Annotated in this window: 25 protein-coding genes; 16 read left to right on the plus strand and 9 right to left on the minus strand. The window is 61.7% G+C overall.

The window, feature by feature from the left end; translation table 11 throughout:
• Positions 1–7 precede the first annotated feature (7 nt).
• A complete protein-coding gene (locus NLY33_RS13370; protein ID WP_023671975.1) occupies positions 8–580 on the plus strand; it encodes a D-sedoheptulose-7-phosphate isomerase in 573 nt (190 codons plus the stop codon).
• Positions 573–1,238: a D-glycero-alpha-D-manno-heptose-1,7-bisphosphate 7-phosphatase gene (locus NLY33_RS13375; protein ID WP_286439845.1), complete on the plus strand. Its 666-nt coding sequence runs from the start codon at positions 573–575 to the stop codon at positions 1,236–1,238. Before NLY33_RS13370 ends, NLY33_RS13375 begins: the two co-directional genes overlap by 8 nt.
• On the opposite strand, the gene NLY33_RS13380 is transcribed toward NLY33_RS13375, so the two are convergent.
• On the minus strand, positions 1,225–1,704 hold the full coding sequence (locus tag NLY33_RS13380; RefSeq protein ID WP_023705869.1) for an Lrp/AsnC family transcriptional regulator: 480 nt from the start codon (positions 1,702–1,704) through the stop codon (positions 1,225–1,227). The genes NLY33_RS13375 and NLY33_RS13380 overlap by 14 nt on opposite strands.
• A gap of 256 nt (positions 1,705–1,960) precedes the next feature.
• Here NLY33_RS13380 and trxB point away from each other — a divergent pair, with 256 nt between their 5' ends.
• Positions 1,961–2,935: a thioredoxin-disulfide reductase gene (trxB, locus tag NLY33_RS13385; RefSeq protein WP_023705868.1), complete on the plus strand. Its 975-nt coding sequence runs from the start codon at positions 1,961–1,963 to the stop codon at positions 2,933–2,935.
• Between the two features lie 80 nt (positions 2,936–3,015).
• Positions 3,016–3,912 (plus strand): LysR family transcriptional regulator, encoded by an 897-nt coding sequence (locus NLY33_RS13390; protein WP_023671970.1) that lies wholly within the window; start codon positions 3,016–3,018, stop codon positions 3,910–3,912.
• A 22-nt stretch (positions 3,913–3,934) separates the two neighbouring features.
• On the opposite strand, the gene NLY33_RS13395 is transcribed toward NLY33_RS13390, so the two are convergent.
• The 3 genes from NLY33_RS13395 to NLY33_RS13405 form a co-directional block, all read right to left on the minus strand.
• Entirely contained in the window at positions 3,935–4,432 is a 498-nt protein-coding gene (locus NLY33_RS13395; protein ID WP_023705867.1) for a methyltransferase family protein, read from the minus strand.
• Positions 4,433–5,157: 725 nt separating this feature from the next.
• Complete coding sequence (locus tag NLY33_RS13400) at positions 5,158–7,209, minus strand: elongation factor G (RefSeq protein WP_023705866.1); 2,052 nt, start codon at positions 7,207–7,209, stop codon at positions 5,158–5,160.
• 247 nt (positions 7,210–7,456) lie between these two features.
• On the minus strand, positions 7,457–8,317 hold the full coding sequence (locus NLY33_RS13405; protein ID WP_023705865.1) for an alpha/beta fold hydrolase: 861 nt from the start codon (positions 8,315–8,317) through the stop codon (positions 7,457–7,459).
• Positions 8,318–8,464: 147 nt separating this feature from the next.
• Here NLY33_RS13405 and NLY33_RS13410 point away from each other — a divergent pair, with 147 nt between their 5' ends.
• Together NLY33_RS13410 and NLY33_RS13415 are read left to right on the plus strand one after the other, a co-directional pair.
• Complete coding sequence (locus NLY33_RS13410; protein WP_023683763.1) at positions 8,465–9,016, plus strand: methyltransferase family protein; 552 nt, start codon at positions 8,465–8,467, stop codon at positions 9,014–9,016.
• A gap of 48 nt (positions 9,017–9,064) precedes the next feature.
• The gene (locus tag NLY33_RS13415) at positions 9,065–9,460 is read left to right on the plus strand and encodes a (R)-mandelonitrile lyase (RefSeq protein WP_023705864.1); all 396 of its coding nucleotides are present in this window, start codon (positions 9,065–9,067) and stop codon (positions 9,458–9,460) included.
• Between the two features lie 58 nt (positions 9,461–9,518).
• Here NLY33_RS13415 and NLY33_RS13420 read toward each other — a convergent pair whose 3' ends face one another.
• A complete protein-coding gene (locus NLY33_RS13420; protein WP_023705863.1) occupies positions 9,519–10,721 on the minus strand; it encodes a pyridoxal phosphate-dependent aminotransferase in 1,203 nt (400 codons plus the stop codon).
• Positions 10,722–10,996: 275 nt separating this feature from the next.
• Here NLY33_RS13420 and NLY33_RS13425 point away from each other — a divergent pair, with 275 nt between their 5' ends.
• A complete protein-coding gene (locus NLY33_RS13425) occupies positions 10,997–11,896 on the plus strand; it encodes an EAL domain-containing protein (RefSeq protein WP_023705862.1) in 900 nt (299 codons plus the stop codon).
• Positions 11,893–12,753, plus strand: a complete 861-nt coding sequence (locus NLY33_RS13430) for an EAL domain-containing protein (protein WP_023689726.1) — start codon at positions 11,893–11,895, stop codon at positions 12,751–12,753. The genes NLY33_RS13425 and NLY33_RS13430 overlap by 4 nt, the downstream gene beginning before the upstream one ends.
• Before the next feature lie 100 nt (positions 12,754–12,853).
• Here NLY33_RS13430 and NLY33_RS13435 read toward each other — a convergent pair whose 3' ends face one another.
• Together NLY33_RS13435 and NLY33_RS13440 are read right to left on the minus strand one after the other, a co-directional pair.
• Positions 12,854–13,054, minus strand: a complete 201-nt coding sequence (locus tag NLY33_RS13435) for a hypothetical protein (RefSeq protein ID WP_023671961.1) — start codon at positions 13,052–13,054, stop codon at positions 12,854–12,856.
• 230 nt (positions 13,055–13,284) lie between these two features.
• On the minus strand, positions 13,285–13,497 hold the full coding sequence (locus tag NLY33_RS13440; RefSeq protein WP_015316174.1) for a cold-shock protein: 213 nt from the start codon (positions 13,495–13,497) through the stop codon (positions 13,285–13,287).
• 298 nt (positions 13,498–13,795) lie between these two features.
• Between NLY33_RS13440 and NLY33_RS13445 the strand changes: the two genes are divergently transcribed.
• Positions 13,796–14,122: a hypothetical protein gene (locus NLY33_RS13445; protein WP_023683768.1), complete on the plus strand. Its 327-nt coding sequence runs from the start codon at positions 13,796–13,798 to the stop codon at positions 14,120–14,122.
• A 162-nt stretch (positions 14,123–14,284) separates the two neighbouring features.
• Here the strand turns inward: NLY33_RS13445 and NLY33_RS13450 are convergent, their stop codons facing one another.
• Positions 14,285–14,866 (minus strand): methylated-DNA--[protein]-cysteine S-methyltransferase, encoded by a 582-nt coding sequence (locus NLY33_RS13450; protein ID WP_023707678.1) that lies wholly within the window; start codon positions 14,864–14,866, stop codon positions 14,285–14,287.
• Positions 14,867–15,043: 177 nt separating this feature from the next.
• On the opposite strand from NLY33_RS13450, the gene NLY33_RS13455 reads away from it, so the two are divergent.
• Positions 15,044–15,973, plus strand: a complete 930-nt coding sequence (locus NLY33_RS13455; protein WP_023705861.1) for a lytic transglycosylase domain-containing protein — start codon at positions 15,044–15,046, stop codon at positions 15,971–15,973.
• A gap of 5 nt (positions 15,974–15,978) precedes the next feature.
• Entirely contained in the window at positions 15,979–16,467 is a 489-nt protein-coding gene (locus NLY33_RS13460; protein WP_023705860.1) for a GNAT family N-acetyltransferase, read from the plus strand.
• Between the two features lie 287 nt (positions 16,468–16,754).
• Here the strand turns inward: NLY33_RS13460 and NLY33_RS13465 are convergent, their stop codons facing one another.
• Positions 16,755–17,093: a hypothetical protein gene (locus NLY33_RS13465; protein WP_023672415.1), complete on the minus strand. Its 339-nt coding sequence runs from the start codon at positions 17,091–17,093 to the stop codon at positions 16,755–16,757.
• A gap of 329 nt (positions 17,094–17,422) precedes the next feature.
• Here NLY33_RS13465 and NLY33_RS13470 point away from each other — a divergent pair, with 329 nt between their 5' ends.
• From NLY33_RS13470 to NLY33_RS13490, 5 genes are all read left to right on the plus strand, one after another.
• On the plus strand, positions 17,423–17,974 hold the full coding sequence (locus NLY33_RS13470) for a DUF4142 domain-containing protein (RefSeq protein ID WP_023672417.1): 552 nt from the start codon (positions 17,423–17,425) through the stop codon (positions 17,972–17,974).
• Between the two features lie 301 nt (positions 17,975–18,275).
• Positions 18,276–18,740: a cupin domain-containing protein gene (locus tag NLY33_RS13475; RefSeq protein ID WP_023672418.1), complete on the plus strand. Its 465-nt coding sequence runs from the start codon at positions 18,276–18,278 to the stop codon at positions 18,738–18,740.
• A 240-nt stretch (positions 18,741–18,980) separates the two neighbouring features.
• On the plus strand, positions 18,981–19,373 hold the full coding sequence (locus NLY33_RS13480; RefSeq protein WP_023705859.1) for a RidA family protein: 393 nt from the start codon (positions 18,981–18,983) through the stop codon (positions 19,371–19,373).
• 147 nt (positions 19,374–19,520) lie between these two features.
• Complete coding sequence (gene halA, locus NLY33_RS13485) at positions 19,521–20,591, plus strand: anti-phage Hailong system effector protein HalA (protein WP_156932543.1); 1,071 nt, start codon at positions 19,521–19,523, stop codon at positions 20,589–20,591.
• Positions 20,592–20,624: 33 nt separating this feature from the next.
• A complete protein-coding gene (locus NLY33_RS13490) occupies positions 20,625–21,335 on the plus strand; it encodes a nucleotidyltransferase domain-containing protein (RefSeq protein ID WP_156932542.1) in 711 nt (236 codons plus the stop codon).
• The last annotated feature ends 17 nt before the right edge of the window (positions 21,336–21,352 follow it).

Here is a 21,352-nt window from a genome sequence, read left to right on the forward strand (position 1 = left end):
GGATTTCATGTCCGGACTGAATGACTATCTGGTCCGCTCGGCGGCCGCGATCACCGCGACAGTCGAGCGTGACCTGACCGCCGAGATGGAACGTGCTGTGAGTGCGGTCGTCGCCGCGCTTTCCTCGGGCAAGGCGCTGCTGGTCTGCGGCAATGGCGGCTCGGCCAGCGACGCCATCCACATTGCCACCGAACTGGTCGGCCGCTTCCTTAAGGAGCGCAAGGCCTACAATGTGATTGCGCTGCCGGCCAACGCGGGCATGCTGACCGCCTGGGGCAATGACTATGGCTTCGACACCGTGTTTTCGCGCCAGGTCGAGGCGCATGGCGCGCCCGGCGGCGTGCTGCTTGCCATCTCGACCAGCGGCAATTCGCCGAGCATTCTGGCTGCCGCCGAACAGGCTCGGATGATGGGCATGACGGTGGTCAGCCTCACCGGCGACAGCGGTGGCAAACTCAAGCCGCTCACCGACATACTGCTCAACGTGCCCTCGACCTCGACGCCGATCATCCAGCAGGGACATCTCTGCCTCTACCACTATCTCTGCGAGGTGGTGGAAGACCGTCTGTCGAATGGCTGACACCGGGGCCTACGGTCCATACCCGCTGGCTGAGCCCGGCCTGTGGGTTGAGCGGGTGGGTTCGCGGGTGTTTCCAGCCAACGCGCCGGCGCTGTTCCTCGACCGCGACGGCACCATCAATGTCGACACCGGCTATCCCGACGATCCAGCCAAAATGGCGCTGCGCGACGGCATCGTGCCGGTCATCGCGGCGGCCAACCGGGGCAACATCCCGGTGGTCATCGTCACCAACCAGTCCGGCATCGCGCGCGGCTATTTCGGCTGGAAGGAATTTGCCGCGGTCAACGGCCGGGTTCTCAAGCTGCTTGCCGCCGGCGATGCCTTCGTCGACATGGTTCTGGCCTGCGCCTACCACGAGGCGGGCAGCGGGCCACTGGCGGTCGCCGACCATCCAATGCGCAAGCCCAATCCGGGCATGCTGCTACAGGCCCGGCAGCGTCTCGGCCTCGATCTCAAACGCTCGCTGATCGTCGGCGACAATCCCGCGGATATGCAGGCCGGACAACGTGCCGGCCTGCCGCGCGGCTGGCTGGTGGATGGCGAGGGAAGTAATGAGCCGGGCTTCGAGGTTCTGCCGCTGCGCAACCCCGATGATCTGGTATGGCTTTTGGGGCTATCGAGTCGCTCGCCCGAATCTAGGACGATCATGGGGCGCTGAACGCCACCAGCCCTTCGTCCTTGACGCGGCGGATGGTCAGCGCGGTGCGCACCGTGTCGACATTCGGCGCCGAAGCCAGTTCTTCGATGACGAAGGTCTGGAAGGTGCCGAGATCACTCGCCACGCAATGCAGCAGGAAGTCGGATTCGCCCGAGACCATCCAGGCGTCGCGCACGATCGGCCAGCCGCGAGTGCGCTCGGCGAAGGTTTTGAGTTCCGCGTCGGCCTGGTGATGCAGGCCGATCAGGCAGAAGGCGACGACATCCATGCCGAGCGCCGGCGCGTTGAGCAAGGCGCGATAGCCTCTGATGATGCCGCTTTCCTCCAGCCGCCGGACACGGCGCAGGCAGGGCGGGGCGGAAATGCCGACACGGCTCGACAGTTCGACATTGGTCATGCGCCCGTCGGCCTGAAGCTCGCGCAGAATCTTCCAGTCGATGGCGTCGAGGTCGGCTTTCAGGGGCATGGCGGTCTCGGCTTAGCGCAAGAATCTTTCGCGCTCTCGTCCTTAAACGACTTTTGTGTCGATGCCAGCCCTTTGGTCGGGCGATTTCGCAACCGTAACGAAAGCGGCCATTGCGCGAATATGCCTGTAGGCCGAAGCTTTCCGGGGACGACTGCCTGATCGTCTTGCTGGTGTGGTTGGCAACCCTTACATTACCAGCAACATTTCACGTCGTTTTCCAAGGCACACTCGATTGTCTGCCCCGCAGAGGCTTTAGATGACCACCAAGCACGCGCCTGTCCTTATCATCGGTTCCGGCCCGGCCGGCTATACCGCCGCAGTATACGCCGCGCGCGCCATGCTCAAGCCGATGCTCGTAGCAGGCTTGCAGCAGGGCGGGCAGCTGATGATCACCACCGATGTCGAAAACTATCCGGGCTTCGCCGATCCGATCCAGGGCCCGTGGCTGATGGAGCAGATGCTGAAGCAGGCCGAGCATGTCGGCACCGATATCATCAACGACATCATCACCGAGGTTGACCTCAATGTGCGGCCGTTCCGCGCCACGGGCGATTCCGGCACCACCTACACGGCCGACGCGCTGATCATTGCCACCGGCGCGCAGGCGAAATGGCTGGGCATCCCCACCGAACAGACCTTCATGGGCTTCGGCGTGTCGGCCTGCGCCACCTGCGATGGTTTTTTCTATCGCGGCAAGGATGTCGCTGTCATCGGCGGCGGCAATTCGGCGGTGGAGGAGGCGCTCTATCTCTCCAATCTGGCGAAGAGCGTGACCGTCATCCACCGGCGCAACGATTTCCGCGCCGAGCGCATCCTGCGTGAGCGGCTGTTGAAAAAGGACAATGTCCGAGTCATCTGGGACACGATCGTCGACGAGATCACCGGCCGGCCCGGCAAGACGCCGCTGCCGCCTTCGGTCGAAGGGCTGAAGCTCAGAAATGCGGTGACCGGTGAGGTCACCCACCTCCAGGTGGACGGCGTCTTCGTGGCGATCGGCCATGCGCCGGCGGTGGAATTGTTTGTCGGCAAGCTGAAGCAGAAGCCGAACGGCTATCTGTGGACGGCGCCGAATTCGACCCGCACGGACGTTCCCGGCGTGTTCGCCGCCGGTGACGTGACCGACGATATCTACCGTCAGGCGGTGACCGCCGCCGGGCTCGGCTGCATGGCCGCGCTCGAGGCGGAAAAATACCTGGCCGGCATCGAGGTGCACCGCGAAGCGGCGGAATAATATCTATCAAGACGGCGTCGCAAGCCGTTCAAAAGCCTGATTTTTCATTCAGACGCCAAGAACAGAACGAGGGGAATTCAATGGCGTTGGACTGGGACAAGCTTCGCGTGTTTCACGCAGCGGCGGAGGCTGGGTCGTTTACCCATGCCGCCGAGACTTTGCACCTGTCGCAATCGGCGATTTCACGCCAGGTCAGCGCGCTCGAGCATGACGTCGGGGTGCCGCTTTTCAATCGCCATGCCCGCGGCCTGGTGCTGACCGAGCAGGGCGAAATGCTGTTCCGCACGGCGCATGACGTGCTGATGAAGCTGGAGACCATCAAGTCGAAGCTGACCGAGGCAAAGGACCGGCCCTCCGGCGTGCTGAGGGTAACGACCACCGTCGGGCTCGGCGCCGGCTGGCTGACCGAGCGGGTGCAGGAATTCATCGAGCTCTATCCGGAAATCAGCCTGCAGCTGATCCTGGCCAATGAGGAACTCGACCTCACCATGCGTCAGGCCGACTGCGCGATACGGCTGCGCCAGCCGCAGCAGCCCGACCTTATCCAGCGCCGCCTGTTCACCGTGCATTTCCACCTCTATGCCTCGCCGTCCTATGTCGGCAAGCACGGCAAGCCGACCTCGGTCGCCGATCTGAAGAACCATCGCATTGTCACTTTCGGTGTGCCGGTGCCGTCGCATCTGTCGGAGCTGAACTGGCTGGAAACGATCGGCGATTTCGACGGTGGGCAAAGGGTGCCGACGCTGCAGATCAACGACATCTTGTCGATCAAGCGCGCCGTGCAGGGCGGCGCCGGCATCGCCATGCTGCCCGACTACGTGATCTCCAAGGAATCGGATCTGGTGCAGCTTTTGCCGGAGACCGAGGTGCCGTCCTTCGACACCTATTTCGCCTATCCCGATGCAATGAAGAACCAGGCCAAGCTGCACGTCTTCCGCGACTTCATCATCGCCAAAGCGCGCAGCTGGTCATTTTAAACATGGCCTTGGGAGGTGCTGGTCACCTCCGCCAAGGCGTCAGCCGTGGCAGCCAGCCGGGAACATTGCGGCGGTAGGTCTCGTATTCGCCACCGTAGCGGCGGGCGAGAGTCGGCTCCTCATAGAACCTGACGAAAGAGCCCATGACGATCGCGCCGATGGCGGCATAGGCAGCGACGCTCCAGCTTGAAAACAGCAACGCCTGGCCGAGGATGATCGACAGCACGGCGACGTACATCGGGTTGCGGACATGGCGGTAGACGCCGCCGATCACCAGTCTCTCGGTGGGTGCTACAGGCGCCGGCGTGCCCAGGCCTTCGAGCGCGAAGCGGGCAAAGGAATGGACGAGCAGGGCGATGGCCGCGACGATCAGGAGGGAGCCAGCCGGCAAGAAGCCGGGCACCGTCGACAGCGGCAGACGGTAGCGGTCCGTCAGCAGCCAGGGCACCAGCCGGGCGACGACACAAGGTGCGGCGATGAAGAAGACCGCGCTGCCGGCGATCGCCTGAGGTGTCCGCATGTCAGGTCTCCCTTCTTCCGGCCGACCCTTCCCATCCCGCTGCCGCAAAAATAAACGCCTGCTGCCCGATTCAACGTCATTCGGCTTTTTGCCCGCGAGCGCGAGAATCAGCCCGACTTGCGGTTCTGCGAAGGCAACAGCACGGTCGCGCTATTCATTTGGCAACTTTTCGTGGTCCTATGGCCCCTAGACACGGGTTAGACCACAGCCTGTACCTTTTTGCATGCGTGTGTTGCAAAATAGATGCTTGTTTCTTGGGCATGAACAGCACATATATAGATCATCTCCTGGGCGCGTTCTCCTCCCATTAGCGCCCTCGAGTGTTCCCCTCTGGAGGTTAGCCTTAACAGGCACTTCCAATCAAACTCAGCCGGATCTTCATTGATCCGGCTTTTTTGTTTCCGGGCCTGCCGTAGCCAGCGAAAAATCGAGCAAAATCGCCGCGTAACAGTGACATGTAACCTCAGGTAACATGCCGCAGGCGCGATTCATCGTTTAAGCAGATCATAGGACGCGGTGTGGTTCGACCGGGAGATGGGGGCATCACTCGGAAGATCCGGGCTCAGGCGGCTACCGCGTCCGAACCTATTCGTCTGCCAGTGCCGTATGGCGCGGCGGATACGTGCGGCGGACCTGCCGTTTTCCTCCCAAGAAGACGGTCCGCAATAAGAGCGGCGTCCGGATCATCCGGGCGCCGTTTTTTGTGCGGATCATCCTTCGGCCTGTCAGGCAGCCTTGCCGTTGGCGTTCATCGCCTCGTCGGCCAACCGTCCGGTCAGCTCGGCCATGTGATCGAAGGCGCAACGATAGCTGGCGACGCCGGAGGTCGCCGAGCGCAGTTCGACGATCAGGTCGCCGATCTCGGCCTGCGGCATGGTCGCCTCCACGACATCCCATCCCGGCCAGTCAGGCCGCGCGTCGTAGCCAAGGATCTGACCGCGCCGTTGCGGGATCAGCGCAATGATCTTCGAAGTGGCTTCGGACGGCGTGACGATCTCGACCTTCATGACCGGCTCGAGCAGCACCGGCGAGCAGGCCGCCATGCCTTCCTTCATGGCCAGCTTGGCCGCCATCTGGAAAGCCATGTCGGAGGAATCGACGGCGTGGTAGGAGCCGTCGGAGAGGTTGACGGCGACATCGACGACAGGGAAGCCGAGCGGGCCGGATTTCAGATAATCGCGCACGCCGGTTTCGACCGACTGGATGTAGGTCTTGGGCACGACGCCGCCGGTGATGGTGTCCGAGAACTGAAAGCCGGAGCCGCGCGGCAGCGGCTTGATCTCGATCACCACATCGCCGAACTGGCCATGGCCGCCGGACTGCTTCTTGTGGCGGCCGCGCTGCTGGACCGTCTTTCGGATCGTCTCGCGATAGGGGACGGCAGGCGCATGGCCTTCGACCGGAATCTGATTCTTGCCTTCCAGCCGCTCGCGCACGACCCGCAGATGCATCTCGCCATGGCCGGACAGCACGGTCTCGGCCGAGTCCTGGTTGTGGCGCAAGGTGAGCGAGGGATCTTCCTCGGCCAGGCGCTGGATGGCCGCCGACATTTTGACCTCGTCCTTGCGCTCCTTCGGCCGCAGGGCAAAGGCAAAGACCGGCTGCGGCGGCGTCAGCGTGACCAGCGGCTTGATACCGCCCTTCGTGGAGCTCAACGTCTGGCCGGTCTTGACCTCGTCCAGCTTGCCCAACGCCACCGTGTCGCCGGCCTTGGCAGCGGTGAGCTTGGACTGGTCCTTTCCGAGCATCTTGTAGATGCCGGAGACCTTCGCCGTCTCGCCATTCGACAAATAGAGTTCGGCTGCATCGGCGATCTGGCCGGAGAGTACGCGCGACACGGACAGCTTGCCGCCATGCGCGGTGTGGATGGTCTTCATCACCTGGACCACGGTGTGATTGCCGTCGGGGACGCCGAGCCGTTTGCGCGTCGCCTCGACATCCGGTGCGTCATGGCGGATCGCCTTCAAAAGGCGCAGCACGCCGTTGCCTTTTTCGGCGGTGCCGATCAGCACCGGCGTTATGGCGCCGGCGCGCAGGTCGGCGGACAGATCGTCGAAAACCGCGTCTTTCGGCGGCTCGATCTCCTCCAGCAACTGCTCCATCAACTGGTCGTCATGGTCGGCAAGCGTCTCCAGCATGGAGAAGCGAGCCTCCAGTTCGCGCGCCTTGTCGTCAGTTGGAATTTCGGCAACCTGGCTTTCGGCATATTCGCGGTAGATGTAGGCGCGCTCCAGCGCCAGGTCGATCGAACCGATCACCACATTGTCCTTGCGCAGCGGAATCTGGCGCAGCAACAGCGGCGCCGCGCTCGTCGGCTGCAGCATCTTCAGCGTATCGCGTACGCCGGCGATTGCCTTGTCGACCTTGTTGAGGAACAGGATGCGCGGCACGCCGAGATCGTCGAGCTTGCGCATGATGAGCTGCAAGGCTGGGATCTTCTTCTCGTCGGCCTCGGCGACGACCACCGCGAGATCGCAGGCTGCCAGCACCGGCTCGGCCTCGAAGGAGAATTCGATCGATCCGGGACAGTCGACGAAGGTGATCTGCTCGCCCATGAATTCGGTGGTGGCAAAGGTCGCCTCGACGCTCATGGCGTGCGCCCGCGCCTCGGGCGAATGATCGGAAACGGTGCTTCCCGATGAAACGGGATTTTGGCGGGGGATGGCGCCCGTACGGGCGAGGATGGCTTCGAGAAGTGTCGTCTTACCGCTTGCAAAGGGACCGACTATGGCAATGCATTTCGGTCCCGTGCGTCGTCCTCCGGCGCGAGTACCCATGGCTGACCTCCACTCAGGCTTGGCCCTTGGAGTGCGATCAGCAAAAGTGGAAACGGTTTTGCGCCGATCGCACCCTGTCGTGAGCGGCGGCCGGCCTGTTCGACCGTCGCGGGGCGGGGTTGTTTCTCTTAGCCACCTGCCCAAGCCCATCGTCCCACGGGTTAGCCGGCAGGGCAAGGAAAATAGGAATCCGGTGCGCCGTCAGGCGGCCGAGGCAAGACCCCGGGATCAGAACCGTCCGGCGATTTCAGCTTGCCTGGGTGCGGCGCGTGGGCGTGGCGGCTGCACTCTGCTTCACCACCATCTCGGCGTAGCGCGACAGCAACGGGTTGAACAGGTCTGGGCGTTCCCAGAACGGTGCATGGCCGGCGCCTGATATGACATGGCATTGTTCCCACAGCGAGCCATAGGCCACCGTCTCGAAGTAACTCAGCCGCACCAGCGGATCATGCTCTCCATTGATCACCGCAACCGGGAACGGGGCGTGCTCGACCACCTGTTTCTGGTCGGCGCCCTTGCCGGCAAACATGCTGCGCGCCACGCCGGCGCGAAGCCTGCCGTCGGTGCGCCTGATGGCTTCGCGGAAAGACGGACTGGCGGTATCGCCGAAGCAAAGCGCCTCGAAGCGCTCGATGTCGCGTTCGGAGTAGACCTTCTTGGAGGCCAGCAGCATGTCCCAGTTGGCGTGAAAGCCGCGCAGCATGCCAAGCGGCCCCCGCGACACCGGCGGCGCTCCGGTCAGCACCAGGCCGCTGACCGCATGGTGAAAGCTGGCCAGTTCGACCGCCACATGGCCGCCGAGCGACCAGCCGAAGATGATGGCGTGGCCGATGCCCAAAGCGTCGAGAAGCCGGGCTGTGGTCTGGGCAAGGCCGGTAATCGTATAGGCGGTCGCCGGGTCGCGGGCATCGGAGGACTCGCCGTGGCCGGGAAGGTCGAAGGCGATCAGCCGATGGCCGTCGGCAAGCGGGCTATCGAACTGACGGGCAAACACGGCGCGCGAACTGCCCGACCCATGGATCATGACGATGGGCATGCCGGACCCAGACGACTGGCTGAGGCGCAAGTCGGCCTGCGGCGTGCGGATGGTGCGGTGAGTGATGCTCATGCTGGATTAGACCTTGAGATTTGCCTGACCGCCAACATCGCATCGCTGGCTCTATATGTTCTTTAAACATGTGGTTAAGAAAGGATTTCTAAAGAGATAGCCGGCACGATCGCTGGCTCCATGGCAATCACGCGCGGAATCCCGACAATGGAACCAGTCCTCGATCTTCTTGTCTCGATCTGCAGCATCGCGATGCTTGGCCAATATGTCTGGTCGATGCGGGCGCATTTCCAATCGCAGGCGATGTCTCCAGGCGCCATGGTGATTTCGGCGGCGGTCATCGCCACGGCGCTGTTCTTTCTCGCCACCCTTTGGATCCAATCGCAGCCGGGTTCGGCAAAGCTCACCGGACTTGCCGTCGAACTGGCGAGCTCTGCCCTGTTCTGGTGGGCGATCGTCACGTCGCGCAAGGTGCGGCTGCGCTTCGTCTTCGCACCCGACGATCCGCACAGCCTGCTGACCCACGGCCCCTACGGCCATGTCCGCCACCCCTTCTATACGTCCTACATCGTCTTCTGGATCGGCTGGGGGATCGCGACCTGGTCGGTCTGGGCGTTGGTGCCGGTCGCCGGGATCGCTATCCTCTATGTGTTTGCGGCGCTGGACGAAGAGAAGAAATTTTCGCGCACGCCGCTGGCCGGAGCCTACGCGGACTATCGCGTACGTGCCGGCCTGTTCTGGCCCCGGCTGGGGTGGTAGCCGGCACCGGGGCAGGGTAGGTTCTGCCAAACTTAGGGATCACCAGAGATGAAGATCATTGCCTGCGGCAGCGTGCCGACCATCATCGCGCCGGACCAGTATTTCACCGGCCGCGTGCTGCAGACGCCCATCATCGAGAAGGAAGCGCCGGCCCGGCTCAGAGCCACGCTGGTCAGCTTCGAGCCCGGTGCGCGTACCCACTGGCACACGCATCCGCTCGGCCAGACGCTTTATGTCACTGCGGGGGCCGGCCTTGCGCAGGCATGGGGCGGGCCGATCCAGCAGATCAAGGCGGGCGACGTGATCTCGTTCGAGCCCGGCGAGAAGCACTGGCACGGCGCGGGTGCAAAGACGACAATGACCCACGTCGCCATGCAGGAAGCGCTGGACGGCGTCCACGCAGATTGGATGGAAGCGGTCACCAGCGAGCAGTATGGCGGCTGAGGTCTGCTCTTGACAAAAACCCGGCTCGAAAGGCCGGGTTTCATGTCTCGGAGCCTGATCAGGTCAGCGATGCAGTGAATCGCTGGATGCGGGTGCAGGCTTCCTCCAGCAGCGTCTCCGACGTGGCGTAGGAGATGCGGAAGTTGGGGCCGAGGCCGAAGGCCGAGCCGAACACCACTGCGACACCCTCGCCTTCGAGCAATTCGGAGCAGAAAGTCTCGTCGGTGTCGATTATCTTGCCGGCTTTGGTCTTCTTGCCAATCAGCTGGGCACAGGACGGATAGACGTAGAAAGCGCCTTCCGGCGACGGGCAGGTTATGCCGCGCGCCTGGTTGAGCATCGACACGACGAGATCGCGACGGCCCTGGAAAATCGCCTTGTTCTTCGCGATGAAATCCTGCGGGCCGTTGAGCGCCTCGACCGAGGCCCATTGCGCGATTGTGCAGGCGCCCGAGGTCTGCTGGCCCTGGATCATGTCCATCGCCTTGATCAGCTGCACCGGACCCGCTGCATAGCCGATGCGCCAGCCGGTCATGGCATAGGCTTTCGAGACGCCGTTCATGGTCAGCGTGCGCTCGTAGAGTTTCGGCTCGACCTCGGCGATCGTCCTGAAGACGAAGTCGCCATAGGTCAGGTGCTCGTACATGTCGTCGGTCAGTGTCCAGACATGCGGATGCTTCAAGAGCACGTCGGCCAACGCGCGCAGCTCGGCTTCCGTGTATGCGGCGCCGGACGGGTTCGACGGCGAGTTCATCAGCAGCCATTTGGTCTTCGGCGTGATCGCCTTCTCCAGCGCGGCCGGAGTGAGCTTGAAACCATTGTCGATCGAGGTGTCGGCGAACACCGAGGTGCCGCCGCAGATCGCCACCATTTCGGGATAGCTGACCCAATAGGGGCGGGGGATGATGACCTCGTCGCCTGGGTTCAGCGTCGCCATGAAGGCGTTGAACAGGATCTGCTTGCCGCCGGTGCCGACAATGGTCTGCTCGGGCTTGTAGTCGAGATTGTTCTCGCGCTTGAATTTTTTCGCGATCGCCTCGCGCAGCGGCGCGATGCCCGAAACCGGCGGGTATTTGGTCTCGCCGCGGCGGATCGCCTCGATCGCCGCATTCTTGATGTTGTCGGGCGTGTCGAAATCCGGTTCGCCAGCGCCGAGGCCGATAATGTCGCGGCCGGCATTTTTCAGCTCGCGGGCTTTCTGCGTCACCGCGATGGTGGCGGAAGGCTTTACGCGGGCAAGGGCGTCGGCAAGAAAGGCCATGACCAGAGATCTCCAGAGGGGTCGGCGCAACCGCAAACAGCTGCGGCGCTTCTCATGTCGCATCGACCCGGCAAGTGCAAGCATTGTCGGATGAGCCAGGGGTCAAGGACCTGTGAAGATCGCCTTTTTGGAGCGCGTGCATGACGGTTTCAGTCTGCGTTGCGGGCTCTGCAATCGACGCTTATCCCCGGCAAGAATAAATTCATCAACGGCCGCTAAAACCTTTGACGGCAGGATCGCCAGCCATTTCGCCTGTCTCGCGGAGCGAGGAACCCTTGTCGCGCAGTACCGGGCTTGCCCACATCATCCGTCACGATGACGGCACCGCTTCAGGTGTCTGGGGTCCGTACACGCTGCAGAGCGCCTTTCAGCCGATCTTCGCCTTCAAGGAGGGCAAGCTCTCGATCGCAGCATTCGAGGGGCTGATCCGGCCGTTTCGTGTCGGCGAGCCGCAATCGCCGATGAACTTCTTCCGCACCTGTCCGGCCGGCGACCGCCTGCACATCGAGGCGCTGACGCGCACGCTGCATTTGCTCAACGCCGGCGCCTGCCTGCCGCAAGAGGCTTCGATCTTCGTCAATTTCGATCCGTCGGTGTTTACCGAGCGCTCCATCGCCGACAACGCGTTGCGCGACATGCGGCTGGTGCTGCACGAAGCCGGGATCGATCCGCGCCGCATCGTGTGCGAGGTGACCGAGCAGAAGTCGGCGTCGCAGGAAACGCTCTACAGCTTTGTCGAGGCGCTGCGGGCCAATGGCTTTCGCATCGCCGTCGACGATTACGGCGCCGATGAATCCGACATCAACCGCATCAAGGAGCTCAAGCCCGACATCGTCAAATTCGATGCGCACTGGATCACGCAGCTCATGGAATCGGGCGCCGGCTTTGCCCTGCTGACTGCCATGGTGACGAACTTCGAACTACAGGGCATCCGGACGGTGTTCGAAGGCATCGAGGAAGGCTGGCAGCTTGAATTGGCCGAGAAATCCGGCGCATCGATGGTGCAGGGCTTCGTGCTGGCAAAGCCGGAACTGGCGCCGACCAGCTTTCGCGCTTTCGGCAAGGATGGGCAGCCGTCTGTCGCGGCGGCCGAGCCTGGCAAGACGCCTGCCGGCCCGACTGCAGCGCCTCCGGCGCGGCCGGGCAGGGTGTTCGGGCGCAGGACCGGGCCATGACCGGGCAGCGCGAGAGGCGTCGCGATATCGGCGAAGCGATCTTTGCCGACGAGGTCGGCATCGAATACGGCGTCTATGGCGCGTTCCGGCTGAAGAGCGCCTACCAGCCGATCTTTGCGCCACGCGGTGGCGCGTTGGCCGCGGTTGCCGTCGAGGCGCTGATCGAACCGCAGCGCGCTTCCATGCCGGTTGCACCGGCCATGTTCTTCGACAGTGTTGCGCCGGGCGACCGCCTGTTTGTCGAGACGATGTGCCGGATGCTGCATCTGAAAAACTTCCGCAACATCGGCGTCGACGGGCTCGACCTGTTCTTCAATTACAACCCGATGATCAACGATCATCTCGGGCGGGCGCTGGCCGAGATCCGGCTGATGACGCGGCATCTCGGCGATCTCGACCTGCATGCCGCCATGCTGGTCTGCGAGATCACCGAACAGGCGGCCGACGATAATGTGCTGGCCCCGCTGGTGCGCGAGATGCGGCGCCACGGCATCCGCATCGCCATCGACGATTTCGGCACCGGCCACTCGACCGCGGAGCGGATGAGCCTGCTTCAACCGGATATTGTGAAGATCGACGGCGGCTGGTTCGCCGAATTCTGCCGCCACGCTGCCGCCGAGCGCTTCTTCCGGCCGCTCGTCTCGTCGCTGCACGATCGCGGCGCCAAGGTGCTGGTGGAAGGCATCGAGCAATCCGTGCATCTGCGCGTCGCGCTGGATGGCGGCGTCGACCTGCTACAGGGGTTCCATCTCGGCCGCCCGGCGCTGGCCGGCACGATCTTCAACCGGGAGCCGCTGTCGATCGAGGCGCTGCTTGGCGCCGACAACAAGGTGGTGCCACTGCATCTGCGGCGCTGATTTGTGCTCGCGCTTGCCGCCGCTTCGCGGCTCGTTCCGGACCGGACGCCAACGGGCGCGATGCCCGGTTGGGCTTGCGGCCTTCGGCCGTAGCGCGCATTCAAAGAGGGCGAACTCGGCCCGCGTGAAGTTCAGCCAAAGCCTGCTCGGCAAACTTATCCAGCCGGCCAGCCTTGGCGTCCGCCTCGATCTGCATATCCCACACCTCTGCCTGATACGCTGCGAACCATTTGGTAAAGGCCTTTAGTTCTTTGGTGTTCAGGGCTGCGATGGATCTTTCAATCTGTTCGAGCTTGGTCATGGGGCGAAACTAGCATGGCCATCGTCCAATTCCAGACAAACAAAAAGGCGGGATAAATCCCGCCTTCCCATTTTCGGTAGCCTGATCGGAGCTTTAAGTCCGGGCCGGCAGCTATCTGCTGATCCAGCTTGTCGGGTCTTTCTGCTCCAGCGCGCTTCTCGCGCGACCGTCAGTACATCCGTGACTTGCCGCGCGCCCCGAACTCTCGTCCGGCGCGCGCTATCGCAAAATCAGGCTGCCTTGCTCAGAGAACCAGCGGACGACTTGCCTGTGCGGCGGTCCTGCTCGATCTCGAAGTTGATTTTCTGGCCTTCGACCAGGGTCGACAGTCCAGCGCGCTCGACAGCGGAGATGTGAACGAAAACGTCCGCACCGCCCGAATCAGGCTGAATGAAGCCGAAGCCCTTGGTGGCATTGAACCACTTGACCGTACCAGTTGCCATATGAATAGTCCTCGCATTTGCTTTGGTTTGACCGAACCGAGGTTCAGCCGGTTTGTATCGAGATTTTGGAGATAGACGTCAGCAAACGCGAAGATCGCGAGGCCCGGATCGATCGGCCGAAATATCAATGGAGCTGATATAGGCGGGTTTCGCACCAAAAACAAGATGGCTCGAAAAATGGCGTTGCGGTGGCGCCGCCCAAAGGCCGCCCCAATCGCATGAAAGCGTCGAGCAATCGGGAAGATCGGGACGCCCGACGGCGTTAGTCCGGTTTTGGGAGACTGTCATGAAAACCGTTGTGAAAACCATTCTGCTTGCCGCCTGCCTGACGCTGGCGGCCGCCGAGGCGCAGGCGATCTCGCGCTACGACCCCACTCGTATGAGCTGCGACAGGGTGCAAGGCACGATCGCCCGCCAGGGCGCGGTCATCCTGCGCTATCAGTCCAGGCGTGTGCCGGGGCTGCCGCTCTTCGACCGCTATGTGCAGAGCCAGCAATTCTGCAATGTCGGCGAGGTCAGGAAGCGCGCCTATGTGCCGAGCGTCGATACCGAATCCTGCCCGGTCTATCTCTGCAAGCGGATCGAGAACGACCATTTTCACCGCCGCTTCCTGCGCCGTCATTAGGCATATTGATATTCAAGTGAGGCCGGCCTGCGAACGATGGTCTTCTGCGCTTCCGGCGCCCACGTACATTAAGTACGCTCCGCTCCGGTTCTCGAAGACCATAGTTCTCGGTGCGGCCTGACCTGAATCTCAACATACCCAGCCGGCATACCATCCAAGCTCTTAGAACCCGAACGAGACCTGCGCCGCCGGCGGCGGGCCGACGCGCACGCCTTCCATGGCCAGCATCTTTTCCTTGGTGGCCGAGCCGCCGGGCGCCGAGAAGCCGCCGATCTTGCCGCCCGCGGCTAGAATCCGATGGCAGGGGATGACCAGCGGCACCGGGTTGGCGCCCAGCGCTGCCCCGGTTTCGCGCGGCAGGCCGGCTTGGCCGGCGCGCTTGGCCAGTTCGCCATAGGTGGTGGTTTCGCCGTAATGCAGTTTTCGCGCCGCGTCGTAGATGGCGAGACGGAAGTCGTCGACGCCGTCGAGATCGACCGGCACACCGGAGAAATCGACGTCCTCGCCTGAGGCATAGGCCTTGATCGAGGCGATGAGCTCGACCACCCATTGCGGCTGCCCAATGTTCGCAGTCGTATTGGCGGCAACACCGGCATGCCGCATCAGCCGGCGTTCCATCGCTTCGCGGCTCCTTTCGGGCAGGCAGAGCCGGATCAGGCCCTTTTCGCTCCAGGCGATGCCCATGAAGCCGATCACTGTTTCTAACACTGCGTGGCCGGCTGTGATCGAAGATGCCGTTTCCATGATGCGCTCCTTTCCGCAAACTGGCGAAAACCGGGATACCGACCGGTACATATGCAGAACAATATGGCATCTGAGCCCGGCTCTCGCCACCCGAAAACCACCAGATGGTCCCGATTGCCCACCAGGAATCGCTGGTGTAAGGACTTCTTAACAACCGACAAATCGGACCCGCGCGGCTTGCCAGCAAAATTCAACCTTTTCGCGATCTCTGTGATCGTCGGCGCAGCTGCCCTCAGCGGCTGCCAATCGACCTCGCAGATGAAGGCTACGCCTGCGCTGACCGAAACCGCGACCGCCGCCGGCAGCGATGCCGGCTTCACCGTGCCGCTGCCCGATACGGTTTCGGTGCTGCCGCAATCCTCGGGCATAACACCCGCCCAGGCGGCCGAAGTAACTCTCGCCACACCAGCACTTGCCGCCGCTGCGCAGCCGGTTGCCGCGACCGCGGCCTTTGCCGGCGCGACGCCCACGGCCCCGGCCGTGCCTGCGGTGATGGCCGCCAATGCCTGGCAGGCGCCTGCGCCCGCCAACGCCGGACAGCCGGTCGCGGCGCAATATACGACCGCCAGCCTTGTCATGCCGGCGACCGCCAAGGGCGGCCAGAACGCCATGCCCGGCGTGCAGCAGGTAGCCTATGTCGTGCCGCAGAACCCGGCTTCCTTGGGCCTGTTCCCCGCCGCGCCGCTCGGTCTCCCGGAAGAAGAGCATGCGACCGGCATGCGCGGCGACGTCGACCGGCTGATCCAGAAATACGCCGCTCTCTACGAGGTGCCGGTCGATCTGGTGCGCCACGTCGTCAACCGCGAAAGCACCTACAATCCGAAGGCTTACAATAACGGCCATTGGGGCCTGATGCAGATCAAGCACGCGACGGCGCGCGGCATGGGCTATGACGGGCCGGCCAAGGGCTTGTTCGACGCCGAAACCAATCTGAAATACGCGGTCAAATATCTGCGTGGCGCCTGGCTGGTGGCGGGTGGCAACGCCAAGAAGGCCGATTGGCTCTACCAGACCGGCTATTATTTCGACGCCAAGCGCAAAGGCCTGCTCGAGGCCACCGGCCTCGGTGTCGACCGCAAGCGCCGCCGGCTGCAGCCCGACGCCTGAGCGCGATGCCTGAACCGCGCCCGCCGGCTCCAAACGACATCCGGCTGCGCAAGATCCTCGACGAGACGCTCGTTGCGCCGCACTGGCCGGACGGCTTTGCCATGCGCTGCTTCGAACATGGTGACGCGCAGCCCCTGCACGCGCTTTTGACCGAGGTGTTCGACGACGGCACCGACGGCCCGTTCGACGAATGGTGGCCGCGCATATCCAGCGATGCCGAATTCGACCCGGCGCTGTGTTTCCTGGTCATCGACGCCAAGGGACGGCTGGCGGCGGCAGCGCTGTGCTGGACGAGGGCCTTCGTCAAGGACCTCGCGGTCCATCCCGGAGCGCGCGGCAAAGGAATTGGCGAAGCGCTGATGTGGCAGGCCTTCAACGCCTTTCGCGATCGAGGCGCGGCCCATGTCGACCTCAAGACCAACACGGTCGAGAACGCCGCCGCGCTCCGGCTCTACGAGCGGCTGGGAATGATGCCTGTCGCCTGGGAAGGGTAAGGGCTTTTTTCTTGCCGCAATTCCCTGGGGAAAACGCTACGCGCTTTTCCCGGGAAAACCGGTTCCCACCTTTCCTGGAATTGCTCGAGCGCTGTTGAAAACCTCCGGATTGTGAACTGCTTCACATTGGCCGCCGCAACCGGATGCTACCTCACCATCCATGCCTTTCGACCGATGGCGGATCGACGACTGGCAGATGTGGAGGGGCTGCACCGGCATGTGTTCAGCCGCTCCTTGGCGGGTCCCAGGCGGGGGTTTGGGGCCCGCCAGTCGTTTTACGGTCGCCCTCAGATATCGGGCGCATTGCCGATCTTCTTTTTGAGCTCAATCGCCCAGGCGCGGCCCTCGTCGCCGCCCCACAACAGCCAGGCGATGTGGCCGGCCGAAGGATTGTCTTCATTGCCGTAATTCTTGCCGCGCTTGTCGACCTCGTGGCGGGCGAAGTAGCTGACCATGCGGCGGATGGTGGATGGCGCCAGCTTTTCGCGGTTCTTGAGTTCCGTCGCCCGCGCGACGCCGATCTCGGTGCCGCCACGGCCGAACTGCTTGCGCAGCCTCAACCCCTTGGCGGCATTGTCGGCCACCACTTGCGGGCAGCGCAGATCGATCTCTTCATCCTCTTGCATGTGTCTCCCCAGCTCCGGAAGCCTAGCCTGCGGACCCAATGCGGGAAAAGCAACCGGTTCCCAATGCCGCGCCGTCCATCAGGACCAGGATCCGCGCGCCATCGGCGCGTGCGAGATCCTGTGGAACCTTATGGATGTCACGCCTGAGGTCGGCCGAACTGGACCGAACAGCTGCAATATGGCGAGGCGTGCTGTCCTGAGGTTTGTCCGCCAGGGGCTCGGGACGGCTCTTCGGCAGATGGTCGCTGACGAATAGTTCTCCGGACGCAACCCTGCCGCCAATGCCGCGTTTGATTAGCCGAGGGAAATTTTCAAATCGGAGAACTCAGATGAAAACGCTTCTCACCATTGCCGCCGTCGCCTTGTTCGCCGGTGCCCCTGCCGCCTTTGCGGCCAACTCGACTGCGGTCGCGCCTGCCATGGCCGCCAGCAAGGTCGATACCCCAACCTTCGTCAAGACGGTGCCTAGCTCCAACGAATTCGAAATCCAGTCGAGCAAGCTCGCCGAGGAGAAATCCAAGGCGGCTGACGTCAGGAAATTCGCCAAGCAGATGGTCAAGGACCACACCAAAGCCGGCAAGGAGTTCAAGGCGGCGCTGAGCCAGGGCCAGACCACCGGTTCGACCAAAGCCGCGGGGCCGGCCCTGCAGCCGAAGGAGCAGGCAATGCTCGACGAGTTGAAGAGCGCAAGCGGCAAGGATTTTGACGCCAAGTACATCCAGATGCAGACGGACGCGCACAAGGAGGCCGTAGCCCTGTTCAGCAGCTATGCCAACTCGGGCGACGACCCGGCGATGAAGGAATTCGCCAAGAAGACGCTGCCGACGCTGCAGATGCACGAGAAGCACGTGAAGGAACTCGCGGCCGCGCATCAGGGTTGAGGACGGGTGACTGGCCAGCAATAGCATTCTACGGCGCCCCCTCTGTCCTGCCGGACATCTCCCCCACGAGTGGGGAGATCAGCAGCGTCGGCGCCGTGCTTTTCTTGCGACGGTGAAAATTGGCGAAGGCTGAGGCGACAGCCAATCTCCCTTCTTGTGGGGGAGATGTCCGGCAGGACAGAGGGGGGCGCCGTAGAGTGCGACGGCCGATGCCTGCCGTTGGCAAGGCATTGCGGCAAAGTGGCTCTGTGGCTGCGCCGGCAGTGACATACACTGCCGCCACCAATTCAATGGAGCTCCCATGCCCAAGATCGACCTGTCCACCGTGCCTGTCCGCAAGGGCTCCGGCTACCCCGCGCCCTTCGACGCCCCTTGCGCCGAGCGCACACGCCACCGCCTCGGCGATGCCGGCGGCCTCACCGATTTCGGCGTCAACCTGATGACATTGCCATCAGGCGGCTGGTCCAGCCAGCGCCACTGGCACAGCCATGAGGACGAGCTTGTCTATGTGCTGGAAGGCGAACTGGTGCTGGTCGAGGATGGCGGCGAGACGCTGCTCAAGGCCGGCGATTGCGCGACCTTCGCCAAGAACAGCGGCAACGGCCACCACATGATCAACCGCTCGTCCACAACGGCGCGCTATCTCGAGGTCGGGTCGCGCAATCCGGATGATCTCATCACCTGCTCCGACATCGACATGATGAGCCCGAGTTCGGATGGCAGGTTCCTGCACAAGGACGGCATGCCGTATCCCGGGCAGGGGTGACGGCTGGACCATGGTTCGGCGCTGGCGTTCGCTGGGCGGGGGGATAAGCTCCTCACAATCAAAGGTGGCGCAGGCCCCCTCATCCGACCGCTTCGCGGCCACCTTCTCCCCGCTGGGGAGAAGAGGGACGTGCTGGCGCTTGATGTCTCCTCTCCCCTTGGGGGAGAGGTCGCCCGAGCGAAGCGGAGGGCGGGTGAGGGGGCCTTGGCGCCAACCTGTCCAACCAAAAGGAGCATCACCATGACCAAGGAAATCGTCGAAGTGCCGGTGCTGTCGGCGGCGGTGCGGGCGCCTGGCGTGCCGCTGTCGCTGGTGACCAAGGGCGCGGGGCTGGTCTTCGTCTCCGGCACGCCGCCGCTCGATCTCTCAACCGGCAAGCTCGTCAAGGGCGACATCGAGGTGCAGACCGAGGCGTCGCTGAAGGCGTTGCGCCATTGCCTGGAAGCGGCGGGCAGCTCGCTGGACAATGTGGTGATGGTGCGCATCTACGCCGCCAATGCCGGCTTCTACAACGCCATCAACCGTGTCTACGCCAGGCATTTCCCGGAAAACCCGCCATCGCGCACTTTCGTGCCGGTGGCGTCATGGCCGATGGAGTTCGATATCGAGATCGAGTGTGTCGCGGTGGGGTGAGGACATATTTGATCGCGAAGTGAGGGATTGTGCGTCGTCTTTGGATATCCAAGCATAACTCAATTGTGAATCGTTAAGTCTCGTAGCAAAGAGGTTTCCTAGATGCTATTGGACTCGGCGCGATCACTGCTGAACTTGGGTTTTGTAATGTCGGATTCCTCCCAAATTGTTAAGCCCGGACCACCCCCGCGAAGACGAAGGACTTTCAATTATTGGGAGCCTATTTTTGATCCGGATGAAGACAAACCCTATCCGGAAATCCCTTGGAATTTTGAACATAGTTTGGCCCCCGCGCACGGTACCTTCACATCCGGCGGCCTAGATGATGCTATCAGCAGGGGCAGTAAATCGAGATTTGATAAAATAAATTTCATAAAGTGCGATTTTTTCGGCCTATTTGATTTAACTCTTCGCGAGATAGTTTTCAACGAGTGTAGATTTGAATTCTGCGATTTTGGACTTAGTACGTGGAAGCGGGCAAAATTCAGCAAATGTGTATTTATATCAAGCTCTATCAGCCAATCAAAGTGGATTGACTGCGATTTCCGGTCCTGTACTTGGGACAAAATTGGAATTTCGGGAAATGAAACAGAGATTAACGCTACAACTATCTCCAATCCTGGTGATTTTATACACTCAGCATATACAAATACAGACGAAGAAGTACTTAAGGCAAAAAAGATCGACCCACTATATCAACGAATGAGGCTGGAAGGAACGAAGGCTACGGTTGCAAGAAAATTGTCTCGTATGTTTTTGGACATTGGTGAAGAGCGTGCATATTACGATGCAGTTAAGACTTCCTCCAATCAATCATCCAAAGCGCGGATCTTTGAATCACGTTACGACCTCGTAAATGGAAATTTTCTTGTAAAAATCGTCGCGTTTCCACGACTCGTTTTGAATGTTGCTGAGTGGATGATTCTGAACGCGGCAGGTTCGGTGAACGCATGGGGTCGCAGTGTCGTTCGCCCGTCCTTAATTGGAGCGGCGATAGTCGCCTTCTTCACGATCGCTTATGCGCCGACTGCCAAGGATTGGTTGAACGCGTTCATAAAAGCGGTGGAGATTACGCTTTTGGTAGGGTACACGAACCACTCACCTGCGAGCCTATCTACAGGAGCCCACTTCCTTGTGCTCGCGAATATGATAGCTGGCCTTTTTTGGTACGTCGTGTTCATACCAACTCTCATAAATCGTGTTAGCCGTGTCCGGTAGGATCCCTTCTCGACCAACCATAAGGTTTGTTAGGTGCTTCTTTCCCTCGTTCTTTTTGGAAGCCGGGCTCGCGGAGACCACAGGCTATCTTCCGATGTCGATTTGCTCGGTGTAGTTGACGGCGGCACGATCAAGGATGAGATATCTAGCCGCGGCGCTAGCTTTTATCGTTATCCAATTGGCTCTCTTCAAAAAAAAGCCGAAGGCGGTGACCTTTTTCTACTGCATCTCACTACTGAAGGAAGAGTGCTACACGATACGGCAGGAATATTTCTGGATGTCTGCCAAAGATTCCGATTTCGAGATAGCTATCACGCCGAAATCCGAGAGGCCTCAGCGATAGTGTGGTTTTTGGCGTATCGCCCAAAGCTTCTCGAAGTTCGGCTACTAAGAAAGCGACTCGTTTGGGCGTTTAGAACTATTTTAATTGCTAGATCAGCAGAACAGAGTGTCCCTAATTTCTCGTCTGCGGCGCTGGCCAAATTCTCTAGTATGCCTGAGCTTAAGTTGGTAATCGACAAACGTTTCGTACTGCCTTCTGAAGCTCTTTGTAAAGTCGCCAAAAAAATCGTATCGGAATTCGGCCTTTCACGAGATGAACTCGTTTGGCCAAGCGATATCGAGGCTCAGCGGGACTTTCTTTCAAAACTTGGCGGTGTAGCGAAGGGAACTGTTGAGCGATCCCAACGGGGTCGCAAAGACAAGGAGCTACTTCAGTATGCCACTGGGCACCCCTACCTCTGAGGCGATACGCATTCAGG

The organism is Mesorhizobium sp. C432A (assembly GCF_030323145.1).
Classification (GTDB): Bacteria; Pseudomonadota; Alphaproteobacteria; order Rhizobiales; family Rhizobiaceae; genus Mesorhizobium.

What these genes read in the sequence shown, in the direction of transcription:
- NLY33_RS13395 (WP_023705867.1), bottom strand. Translation starts at nt 4,432, where the DNA reads ATGCGGACACCTCAGGCGATCGCCGGCAGCGCGGTCTTCTTCATCGCC.
- NLY33_RS13480 (WP_023705859.1), top strand. Translation starts at nt 18,981, where the DNA reads ATGACCAAGGAAATCGTCGAAGTGCCGGTGCTGTCGGCGGCGGTGCGG.
- NLY33_RS13370 (WP_023671975.1), top strand. Translation starts at nt 8, where the DNA reads ATGTCCGGACTGAATGACTATCTGGTCCGCTCGGCGGCCGCGATCACC.
- NLY33_RS13430 (WP_023689726.1), top strand. Translation starts at nt 11,893, where the DNA reads ATGACCGGGCAGCGCGAGAGGCGTCGCGATATCGGCGAAGCGATCTTT.
- NLY33_RS13420 (WP_023705863.1), bottom strand. Translation starts at nt 10,721, where the DNA reads ATGGCCTTTCTTGCCGACGCCCTTGCCCGCGTAAAGCCTTCCGCCACC.
- halA (WP_156932543.1), top strand. Translation starts at nt 19,521, where the DNA reads ATGTCGGATTCCTCCCAAATTGTTAAGCCCGGACCACCCCCGCGAAGA.
- NLY33_RS13460 (WP_023705860.1), top strand. Translation starts at nt 15,979, where the DNA reads ATGCCTGAACCGCGCCCGCCGGCTCCAAACGACATCCGGCTGCGCAAG.
- NLY33_RS13400 (WP_023705866.1), bottom strand. Translation starts at nt 7,209, where the DNA reads ATGGGTACTCGCGCCGGAGGACGACGCACGGGACCGAAATGCATTGCC.
- NLY33_RS13475 (WP_023672418.1), top strand. Translation starts at nt 18,276, where the DNA reads ATGCCCAAGATCGACCTGTCCACCGTGCCTGTCCGCAAGGGCTCCGGC.
- NLY33_RS13405 (WP_023705865.1), bottom strand. Translation starts at nt 8,317, where the DNA reads ATGAGCATCACTCACCGCACCATCCGCACGCCGCAGGCCGACTTGCGC.
- NLY33_RS13380 (WP_023705869.1), bottom strand. Translation starts at nt 1,704, where the DNA reads ATGCCCCTGAAAGCCGACCTCGACGCCATCGACTGGAAGATTCTGCGC.
- NLY33_RS13410 (WP_023683763.1), top strand. Translation starts at nt 8,465, where the DNA reads ATGGAACCAGTCCTCGATCTTCTTGTCTCGATCTGCAGCATCGCGATG.
- NLY33_RS13435 (WP_023671961.1), bottom strand. Translation starts at nt 13,054, where the DNA reads ATGACCAAGCTCGAACAGATTGAAAGATCCATCGCAGCCCTGAACACC.
- NLY33_RS13390 (WP_023671970.1), top strand. Translation starts at nt 3,016, where the DNA reads ATGGCGTTGGACTGGGACAAGCTTCGCGTGTTTCACGCAGCGGCGGAG.
- NLY33_RS13375 (WP_286439845.1), top strand. Translation starts at nt 573, where the DNA reads ATGGCTGACACCGGGGCCTACGGTCCATACCCGCTGGCTGAGCCCGGC.
- NLY33_RS13465 (WP_023672415.1), bottom strand. Translation starts at nt 17,093, where the DNA reads ATGCAAGAGGATGAAGAGATCGATCTGCGCTGCCCGCAAGTGGTGGCC.
- NLY33_RS13415 (WP_023705864.1), top strand. Translation starts at nt 9,065, where the DNA reads ATGAAGATCATTGCCTGCGGCAGCGTGCCGACCATCATCGCGCCGGAC.
- NLY33_RS13440 (WP_015316174.1), bottom strand. Translation starts at nt 13,497, where the DNA reads ATGGCAACTGGTACGGTCAAGTGGTTCAATGCCACCAAGGGCTTCGGC.
- NLY33_RS13450 (WP_023707678.1), bottom strand. Translation starts at nt 14,866, where the DNA reads ATGGAAACGGCATCTTCGATCACAGCCGGCCACGCAGTGTTAGAAACA.
- NLY33_RS13470 (WP_023672417.1), top strand. Translation starts at nt 17,423, where the DNA reads ATGAAAACGCTTCTCACCATTGCCGCCGTCGCCTTGTTCGCCGGTGCC.
- trxB (WP_023705868.1), top strand. Translation starts at nt 1,961, where the DNA reads ATGACCACCAAGCACGCGCCTGTCCTTATCATCGGTTCCGGCCCGGCC.